Origin of the sequence: uncultured Pluralibacter sp., assembly GCF_913775985.1 — a bacterium.
GTDB lineage: Bacteria > Pseudomonadota > Gammaproteobacteria > Enterobacterales > Enterobacteriaceae > Pluralibacter.
In genome coordinates this window covers 1-8,291 of the sequence record NZ_CAJYMB010000109.1, presented here as the reverse complement: position 1 = coordinate 8,291, position 8,291 = coordinate 1, and the positions used below count along the sequence as shown (strand labels likewise).

Below are 8,291 nucleotides of genomic sequence, written 5' to 3'. Positions count from 1 at the left end.
TTCAGGTTGATAAATCGCTTACCGGGCCTTTTCACCGCAATCATAAAAATTTTGCCGCTGACTTTGTAGACGTCGTACTCCGCGCCGAACGGCCAGCACAGCTCGGTGAAAGGCAGCGCCAGCGCGTAGCGGTGCGCGTGGTTAATGACCGCGTCGGCATTCACACCGGGTTTTCCTGGGCCAGCGCCCGCCACATGGATTCAAAACCGAGGGAGATAAGCTCCTGCGAGCGCGCCGGATGGCGAAGCGCAAACTCAATGGTGGTTTCCGCCAGCGCTAAAAACAGCGCGTCGCCAAAATCCTCAAACTCAATCGTCATCAGCTCCTGGCGCATCGCGCGCTGGCAGAGCTTATATAATTCGGGGAACAGCTCGTTAACCTGCTGGCGCGTTTCGGGGGTTATCTTTTCACTCACCGACATGCGGCGCACCGCGCGCTGGGCCAGCGTATTTTTCAGGCCCCAGCTGATGTAGCTGTTCCAGACGTCACAGGCGATGGTTTTCGGCGTCGACATATCCTTCAGTCCCGCCTGCAGCGCTTCGCACAGCAGCGTTTTCAGGTGCAGGTACAGGGCGTTAAGCAGATCGTCTTTCGTGGGAAAATAGCGAAACAGCGTTCCTTCCGCCACACCGGCATTGCGGGCGATAAGCGCCGTTGAGGCGGCAATTCCCTGCAGGGCAACCGCGTCGGTGGCGGCATCAAGCAGCGCCTGTTTCTTATCTTCACTCCTTGGACGAGCCACGGCATAACCCTCTTAAGTTAATGAAAAGCGGGGATTGAATCACGCGCGGGGCGCGACTTCAACGGCAATGTTAAAATAATGAAAATCGCCTTGACGGTTTTTAGTCCCTTACTATAATGAGTGCTCACTCACTCATTTTCAAGGCGACGCGCGTTCCGGAGAGCAGAAGCCGGATGCAGGTCACAGAATGCAGCGTTCACACTCAGCGTGGTCATCGTGATGTTAATTGCCAGTGCAGGAAGTTTTCCCTCTATCCTGAATGCCGGATTTGGCCAGGCGCCGAAGGGCGACGCGCTGAGCGAGGTGCAGCGTTCGCCGCACTATCGCGACGGGGCCTTTCGCAATCAGGTTGCGCCGCCGCCCTCCTCGGGCGGCGGCAATAAGCTGGCAACGCTCTGGCGCTTTTTAACGGAAAAGCGCGACTACGCGTGGCCCGACGAACCGCTGCCGGTGATTGACACCGATCTCGCGGCTATCCCGCGCGACAGCGAGGTCATCGTCTGGTTGGGGCACTCCTCCTGGTATCTGCAGCTGGCGGGGAAACGCATCCTGATTGACCCGGTGTTTAGCCGCTATGCGTCACCTTTTTCATTCATTAATAAAGCGTTCCCCGGTGACTATCCGTGGTCCGCGCAGTCGATGCCGGCGATCGATCTGCTGATTATCTCCCACGATCATTACGATCATCTGGACTACGCGACGATGAAAGGGTTGATGCCCAAAGTTCGCCGGGTGATAACACCGCTCGGCGTCGGCTCGCACCTGCGCTACTGGGGAATGAACGGACAGATTATCACCGAGGTGGACTGGAATACGGAAGTGGCGGTAGACGACACCCTGACGGTCCACGTTCTGCCGGCCCGCCACTTCTCCGGGCGCGATCTCAACCGCAATCAGACGCTGTGGGCGAGCTTTATGTTCGTCACGCCGGACAGGAAGATTTACTACAGCGGCGACAGCGGATACGGCCCGCACTTTAAGGCGATCGGCGAGCAGTTTGGCGGCCCGGACATCGCGATCATGGAGAACGGCCAGTACGATCCCGACTGGCGGCACGTGCACATGATGCCGGACGAAACGGCGCAGGCGGCGGCGGACCTCAATGCTGCTGCGGTGCTGCCGAGCCATTCCGGACGCTTCGTGCTGGCGCGGCACTTGTGGAACGATCCGTACCGGCAGCTGACGCGGGCCAGCCGCGACAAGCACTACCGACTGTTAACGCCGGTTCAGGGAGAGCCGGTAAGAGTAGGGGACAGGGATCAGCAATTTCACGTCTGGTGGGAGTGAGCACGCCGTGATGATAAAAGGAGAGGCAGCAATGACAATTTCCGCACAGGTTATTGAGACCATTGTGCAGTGGATAGACGATAACCTGCACCAGCCCCTGCGTATCGACGATATTGCTCGCCACGCCGGTTATTCAAAATGGCACCTGCAGCGCCTGTTTCTGCATTACAAAGGCGAGAGCCTCGGACGCTACATCCGTGCCCGCAAGCTGGAGCTGGCGGCGCAGGATCTGCGGGAGACGGACGAGAAAGTCTACGACATCAGCCTGAAATACGGGTTTGACTCGCAGCAGACGTTTACCCGCGTGTTTACCCGCACCTTCAAGCAGCCGCCGGGCGCGTGGCGCAAAGAGCATCAGGTTCGGGCGTAGTGAATTACCGGACGGATTACGCACCGTCCGGCCCTTTCTCAGCGCGCAGGCGACAGCCAGCGCCGCCAGACGAAGCGCAGCACGAAGAACTCCACCGCCCCCAGCGCTAAAAACCAGACGCAGAACAGCAGCGTGTAAAGCTGGTTGAGATCCATCAGATGAAAGACGCCCACCAGCTTCTGCGCCAGCGTAACGCCGAGCAGCGGCGCGGGCAGCAGCAGGCAGGAGAGAAACGCCATCAGCAGGATGCCGCCGGCGGTGATCAGGGATTCGAGCGGATGCTTCATCGTCAGGGAAACCGTCAGTAAAAAAAGCAATTGTCCGGGAATTTATAGCCCGGCGCAACCGCCTCCCTTACCCATCCAGCAGCCTCGCCAGCTGCCCGCCCAGCGCTGCCGTCCCGGGGAATATCGCTTCCGGCGCGATGGCGTGAAAGCCCATTCGGAAATAGTTCTCCGGCGGCGCATCGTCGAGGAAATGGCGCGCGCCGGGCTCGATCAGCACTCCCGCGTGGGCGGCGCGCCAGGTGAGCTGCTGGGTGTTAACGCCGTCCGGCGCCCGCAGCCAGAAAGCGTTAGCGTGCTCGCTGCCGGGCAGCGGCCGGCACGCCGGGAGCTGCTGTTGCAGGGCCTGGTTTAGCGTCTCCCAGCGGCGGGCCGAGTCTTCGCGGTAGCGGCGCAGGTGGGTTTCGTAATGCCCCTGCGCCAGAAAATAGGCCATCTGGTACTGAATATTGCTGGGAGGATGGCGATAAGCCAGCCGCCGCAGGGCGCGGGCTTCGTCAATCAGTTCCGGATCCGCCACCATAAAGCCCAGCCGCAGCCCCGGCGACAGCGCCTTCGACAGACTGCTGACGTAGATAACTCGCCCCTGGCGGTCGCTGGCTTTCAGGGCCGGCAGCGGATTGCGGGTAAAGTTACTCTCCGAGTCATAATCATCCTCGATAATCACCGCGTCCTGCGCCGCCGCGTGGGCCAGCAGCTCGTCGCGCCGCCGCTTGCTCATGGTGATGCCGGTAGGCACCTGGTGCCCCGGCGTCACGTAGTAGTAGTCGCAGCGGCCGCTGCCGGGCTGCATGCCCTCGTCGTCAACGGCGTGGGGAACAATGTCGCAGCCGCTGAGGGCGAAGGTGTTTATCGCCTCGCGAAAACAGGGATTCTCCACTCCCACGCGGGTGCCGCGCCCCATCAGCAGGCGGGTCAGCAGGTAGAGCGCGTTCTGCGAGCCGAGGGTGATCAGGATTTCGTCGGCGGAGGCGGCAATACCGCGCTTGGGCAGGATCCGGGTACGGATCTGCTCAATCAGCATCGGCACATCCCGGTCCACCTGATCCACAACCCAGTCCGGATCGCGCCCGCCGCCGTGCAGCCAGCCGGCGGCGGCGCGCCAGCTGGCGAGGGGAAACTGGCGGGTGTCCGGCTGGCCGTAAATAAACGGGTAGCGGTAATCCCGCCAGCCCGCCGGTTTCAGAATCGACTCCTGCTGGCTGGGGGTAATTTTCAGCCGATTGCACCAGGCGGGTGCATTGCCGTCGTCGGACGGCGCGCGCTCGGGCATATTGGCCACAGCCTGCGGGGCATCCGGGTGCAGATAGTAGCCGCTGCGCGGGCGGCTAATCAGGAACCCTTCGTTCACCAGCCCCTCGAACACCAGTGCGGTGGTGTTACGCGAGACGTTAAGCTGCGCCGCCAGCTGGCGGCAGGAGGGCAGCGGCGTGTTGGCATCGAAGATGCCGCTGAGAATGGCGCGGATCAGCGTTTCCCGCACCTGCTCCTGCAGGCCGCGCTGGCGGTCAAAGTCTACATGCAGCAGATGTCCTGACATCACTCGTCTCCCGTGTTGTTCGCCTGAGTGATAACAGCAAGTTTTGTACCACTTCCATCGCAGCTGACACATCCGCGGCGGATAACTGTCCCTGTTCAGAAAGTAAAAAGCGTCCCTACAGTAAAAACGCACTCGGCAGCCGGCGGTATCGGCATGCTAATTGCTTCACAGCACTGCAACTTACTGAGGGGTGAACGATGAAAAAAATAACCGGTTCTTTCTGTCTTGCCGCCGCCGCGCTGGCCTTTAGCCTGAGCGCCGCCGCCGCGGATCTGCCCGCCATCGAGAAAGCGGGTACGCTGAAAGTGGCGACCGAAGACGACTACGCGCCCTTTAATTTTATTAACAACGGCCAGGCCGACGGTTTTAACAAAGACATGCTGGCGGCGCTGCGCAAGTACGCGAAATTTCATGTCGATCAGAGCATCCTGCCGTGGACCGGCCTGCTGGCGGCGGTCTCCACCGGGCAATATGACATGGCCCTGACCGGCGCGGTGATCACCGACGATCGTCTCAACGTGTTCAACTTCACCCCGCCCTGGGCCTCCGCCCAGCACTATTTCATCAAGCGGGCGGGGGATAACTCCCTCAACACCATCGCCGATCTGAGCGGTAAAAAAGTGGGCGTCCAGGCCGGCAGCGCCCTGCTGGCGCGGCTGCCGGAGCTGAAAGCGATGCTGGAGAAAGCCGGCGGCAAGCTCGGGCCGGTGGTGGAGTATCCCTCCTACCCGGAAGCCTATGCCGACCTGGCTAACAAGCGTCTCGACTACGTGATCAACGTGGTGATTTCGGTCAACGATCTGGTTAAGCAGCGGCCGAAGGTGTTTGCCAAAGGGCTGCCGGTGTCCGGGCCGGGCTACATGGGATGGCCGATCCCGAAAAATTCTCCCGAGCTGCTCGCCTACATGACCAAATTCATGAACCACATGCGCGAAACCGGCGAGCTGAAAGCGCTGCAGATGAAGTGGTTTGGCGAAACCTATGACGATCTCCCCACGGAGCCCATCACCAGCGCCGCGCAGTTCCACAAGCTTACCGGAATGTAACCTGACGCGGCGGGCAACCGCCGCCCGTAAAAGAGAGAGGGTAAGCGCATGGATCTTATTGCCTGGCAGCTGCTGATTGAAGGTGCATGGACAACCCTCTGCATCTCCGGCATCGCCATCGCTTTTGGCGTGGTTATCGGACTGGCTATTGCCCTGATCCGGATGCTGAAGATCCCGGTTGTCGATCAGATTCTGGTGGTCTACATCAGCCTGGCCCGCGCCACGCCGCTGGTCACCCTGGTGCTGTTTCTGTTTCTCTCCCTGCCCACCGCGGGCATTAATCTGGATAAAACCGCGGCGGCGATTGTGGCGCTGACGCTCAATACGTCGGCCTTCAATGCCGAAATCTGGCGCAGCGCCTTTCGCAATTTCCCCCGCGCCCAGCAGGAGGCCGCCGCCTCGGTGGGCATGCGCCGCTGGACCTTTTTTCGCTACATCATGCTGCCGCAGATGTGGATCGAGAGCCTGCCGGCGCTGGTCAACGAGATGTCCTTTTTGATTAAGGGCAGCCCGGCGATTGCGGTGATTGGCGTGGTGGATTTGACCCGCGTCACCAACCGCATCTCCTCGGTCACCTACGAGCCGCTGTCGCCGATCCTGGCGGCGGGGCTGCTGTACGTGGTGATTGTTGGCCTGCTGCTCAGGCTGCAGGGCATGGCAGAACGTAAAGCGAAGCGCCTCGTGCGCCAGGAGTAGAGATGAATCAATGGTCTGTTATCTGGTCTGTGCGCCAGAGCTTTATTGACGGCCTGCTGGCGACGCTGGAGCTGTTTATTATTTCCGCCGCCGCCGGGCTGCTGCTGGGCCTGCTGCTCAGTTATCTGACCGAGTATCAGCAGCGGGCGCTGAACCGGATGATTATTGCTTTTGTCAGCCTGATGCGGGCGATCCCGTTTCTGATCCTTGCTTATTTGCTCTATTACGGCCTGCCGGAGCTGGGTATCAGCATGGAAGCGTGGACCGCCGGGCTGCTGGCGCTGATTATCTATCACGGCGCCTATTTCTTTGAGATTTTGCGCAGCCAGCGGCGGCTGTTTTCCACCGGCTACATCGAGGCGGCAACGGCGCAGGGCTTCTCCCGCTACCGCACCTGGCGGCACATTATTGCGCCGAACATTCTGTCATCGGCCCTGCCGCTGCTGGGCAACCAGCTGATTATTTGCCTGAAGGACACAGCGTTTCTCAGCATCATTACCGTGCAGGAGATCACCGCCGCTGCCAACAGCGTGCAGGCGACCTACTTTATCCCTTTCAACGCCTTTATTGTGGCTATCGGCCTGTACTGGGCCATCGGTATTCTGCTTGAGCTGCTTATCAAGCGCCTGAGCAGCGACGGAAAACGACGAGGAGTGAGCCATGTCTGAGAACACAGCGGTGAGCGTTAAAAATCTCTCAAAGCAGTTCGACAACGTCGAGGTACTGCGGGATATCAACCTGAGCGTGGCGAAGGGCTCGGTAGTGAGCATTCTCGGCTCCTCCGGCTCCGGAAAATCGACCCTGCTGCGCTGTATGAACTGGCTGGAGCAGCCCGATCGCGGCGAAATACGCATCGGCGGCGAGCGTATCGGCGTGGATGACGCTTCCGGCAAGGCCATGTCCCACCGCCAGCTGGCAAAAATCCGCGAGCGGGTGGGAATGGTATTTCAGAGCTTTAACCTGTGGCCGCACCTGACGGTGCAGCAGAACGTCAGCGAGGCGCTGGTGCGGGTGAAGGGCATGAAGCGCGACGAGGCCAGCCACATCGCCCGGCAGCAGCTCACCAAAGTGGGAATGGATCACAAAGCCGACGCCTGGCCGGTCACCCTCTCCGGCGGCCAGAAGCAGCGGGTGGCCATTGCCCGCTCGCTGGCGATGGCGCCGGAGGTGATCCTGTTCGACGAGCCCACCTCGGCGCTCGATCCCGAACTGGTTAACGAAGTGCTGGGCGTGATGAAAGATCTGGCCGCCGAGGGTTATACGATGGTGGTGGTCACCCACGAAATGGCCTTTGCGCAGCAGGTTTCCGATGAGGTGGTATTTCTGGAGAAGGGCCTGCTTATTGAAAAAGCGCCGCCGGCAAAGTTTTTCAACGATCCGGATTCGGAGCGGGTGAGGCAGTTTTTGCGTAGTCGGGGGTAATAGGGAAAAGGGCCCCTTTGCTTAACAAGCAAAGGGGCCCTGGCATGTCCGGCAGTTTAATCCCGATCAATCGCAAATGCCTGCCATGCCTGGCGCACCGGCATCACTTCCACGCGGTTGATATTCATATGATCCGGCAGCTCGGCGATATACAGCATCTGCCCGGCAATATCCTCCGCGCTCAGCGGCGTCGTCCCGCGATAGAGCGAATCCGACGCGGCCTGGTTGCCCCCGGTGCGCACCAGGGTAAACTCGGTTTCGGCAATGCCGGGCGCCAGATCGGTCACCCGCACCCCGGTGCCTAATAAATCGCAGCGCAGGTTGTAGCTGAACTGCTTCACGAACGCCTTGCTGGCGCCGTAAACGTGGCTGCCGGGATAAGGCCACTGCCCGGCAATGGATCCGATATTGATGATGCTTGCCCCGGCACCGTGCGCAATCAGCGTCGGCAGCAGGGCGTGGGTGACGTTCACCAGCCCGGTAACGTTGGTATCGATCATCGTCTGCCAGTCGGCAAGCGCGACGTTCTGCGCGGGCTGCGGCGCCAGCGCCAGCCCGGCATTGTTAATCAGCGCCCGCACGTCGCTAAACTCCTGCGGCAGCGCCGCCACCGCTGCCTGCACCGCTTCCGCGTCGCGCACGTCAAGCTCGATAATATGCACCGGCACCTGCGCCGCCAGCGCGTCTTTTAGCGCCTCCAGCCGGGCAAAGCGGCGGCCGGTGAGCACCAGCGCCCAGCCCGCATCGGCAAATGTCCGCGCCGCCGCCGCGCCAAATCCCGAGGTGGCCCCGGTAATAAACACCACTTTCTTATCAGTCATCACGCGCTCCTGTTAGCTGGTTGTTCTTCACTATAGAAACGTCCGGGGCGCAGCCACAGTGACAGTCGGGGGCGGCGGGTGTG

10 protein-coding genes and 1 pseudogene are annotated in these 8,291 nt (G+C 60.8%); 6 read left to right on the top strand and 5 right to left on the bottom strand.

Annotation, left to right across the window (positions count from 1 at the left end; all coding sequences use genetic code 11):
* Both QZ766_RS13390 and QZ766_RS13385 read right to left on the bottom strand, forming a co-directional pair.
* Positions 1 to 164, bottom strand: a pseudogene (locus tag QZ766_RS13390) (hypothetical protein); the annotation flags it as partial.
* Positions 161 to 742, bottom strand: coding sequence for a TetR/AcrR family transcriptional regulator (locus QZ766_RS13385; protein ID WP_297202758.1), 582 nt, complete (start codon positions 740 to 742; stop codon positions 161 to 163). The pseudogene QZ766_RS13390 and the gene QZ766_RS13385, both read right to left, overlap by 4 nt.
* A 219-nt stretch (positions 743 to 961) precedes the next feature.
* Here QZ766_RS13385 and QZ766_RS13380 point away from each other — a divergent pair, with 219 nt between their 5' ends.
* Entirely contained in the window at positions 962 to 2,029 is a 1,068-nt protein-coding gene (locus tag QZ766_RS13380) for an MBL fold metallo-hydrolase (protein ID WP_297202757.1), read from the top strand.
* Between the two features lie 31 nt (positions 2,030 to 2,060).
* Complete coding sequence (locus QZ766_RS13375) at positions 2,061 to 2,399, top strand: RamA family antibiotic efflux transcriptional regulator (RefSeq protein ID WP_297202755.1); 339 nt, start codon at positions 2,061 to 2,063, stop codon at positions 2,397 to 2,399.
* 38 nt (positions 2,400 to 2,437) lie between these two features.
* On the opposite strand, the gene QZ766_RS13370 is transcribed toward QZ766_RS13375, so the two are convergent.
* Together QZ766_RS13370 and QZ766_RS13365 are read right to left on the bottom strand one after the other, a co-directional pair.
* Entirely contained in the window at positions 2,438 to 2,686 is a 249-nt protein-coding gene (locus QZ766_RS13370; RefSeq protein ID WP_297202754.1) for a DUF1158 domain-containing protein, read from the bottom strand.
* A 67-nt stretch (positions 2,687 to 2,753) separates the two neighbouring features.
* Positions 2,754 to 4,223 (bottom strand): PLP-dependent aminotransferase family protein, encoded by a 1,470-nt coding sequence (locus QZ766_RS13365; protein ID WP_297202752.1) that lies wholly within the window; start codon positions 4,221 to 4,223, stop codon positions 2,754 to 2,756.
* 197 nt (positions 4,224 to 4,420) lie between these two features.
* On the opposite strand from QZ766_RS13365, the gene QZ766_RS13360 reads away from it, so the two are divergent.
* From QZ766_RS13360 to QZ766_RS13345, 4 genes are read left to right on the top strand one after another with little or no spacing between them, the layout of a single operon-like run.
* A complete protein-coding gene (locus tag QZ766_RS13360) occupies positions 4,421 to 5,269 on the top strand; it encodes a transporter substrate-binding domain-containing protein (RefSeq protein WP_297202749.1) in 849 nt (282 codons plus the stop codon).
* A gap of 48 nt (positions 5,270 to 5,317) precedes the next feature.
* Entirely contained in the window at positions 5,318 to 5,965 is a 648-nt protein-coding gene (locus QZ766_RS13355) for an amino acid ABC transporter permease (RefSeq protein WP_297202747.1), read from the top strand.
* A gap of 2 nt (positions 5,966 to 5,967) precedes the next feature.
* Positions 5,968 to 6,633 (top strand): ABC transporter permease subunit, encoded by a 666-nt coding sequence (locus QZ766_RS13350; RefSeq protein WP_297202745.1) that lies wholly within the window; start codon positions 5,968 to 5,970, stop codon positions 6,631 to 6,633.
* Entirely contained in the window at positions 6,626 to 7,387 is a 762-nt protein-coding gene (locus QZ766_RS13345) for an amino acid ABC transporter ATP-binding protein (RefSeq protein ID WP_297202743.1), read from the top strand. Before QZ766_RS13350 ends, QZ766_RS13345 begins: the two co-directional genes overlap by 8 nt.
* 56 nt (positions 7,388 to 7,443) lie before the next feature.
* Here QZ766_RS13345 and QZ766_RS13340 read toward each other — a convergent pair whose 3' ends face one another.
* Complete coding sequence (locus QZ766_RS13340) at positions 7,444 to 8,208, bottom strand: SDR family NAD(P)-dependent oxidoreductase (protein WP_297202741.1); 765 nt, start codon at positions 8,206 to 8,208, stop codon at positions 7,444 to 7,446.
* Between the last annotated feature and the right edge of the window lie 83 nt (positions 8,209 to 8,291).

Bases quoted from the DNA above. Each gene is read 5' to 3' on its own strand.
- QZ766_RS13340 (WP_297202741.1), bottom strand. From the start codon at position 8,208: ATGACTGATAAGAAAGTGGTGTTTATTACCGGGGCCACCTCGGGATTT.
- QZ766_RS13360 (WP_297202749.1), top strand. From the start codon at position 4,421: ATGAAAAAAATAACCGGTTCTTTCTGTCTTGCCGCCGCCGCGCTGGCC.
- QZ766_RS13370 (WP_297202754.1), bottom strand. From the start codon at position 2,686: ATGAAGCATCCGCTCGAATCCCTGATCACCGCCGGCGGCATCCTGCTG.
- QZ766_RS13375 (WP_297202755.1), top strand. From the start codon at position 2,061: ATGACAATTTCCGCACAGGTTATTGAGACCATTGTGCAGTGGATAGAC.
- QZ766_RS13345 (WP_297202743.1), top strand. From the start codon at position 6,626: ATGTCTGAGAACACAGCGGTGAGCGTTAAAAATCTCTCAAAGCAGTTC.
- QZ766_RS13355 (WP_297202747.1), top strand. From the start codon at position 5,318: ATGGATCTTATTGCCTGGCAGCTGCTGATTGAAGGTGCATGGACAACC.
- QZ766_RS13350 (WP_297202745.1), top strand. From the start codon at position 5,968: ATGAATCAATGGTCTGTTATCTGGTCTGTGCGCCAGAGCTTTATTGAC.
- QZ766_RS13380 (WP_297202757.1), top strand. From the start codon at position 962: ATGTTAATTGCCAGTGCAGGAAGTTTTCCCTCTATCCTGAATGCCGGA.
- QZ766_RS13365 (WP_297202752.1), bottom strand. From the start codon at position 4,223: ATGTCAGGACATCTGCTGCATGTAGACTTTGACCGCCAGCGCGGCCTG.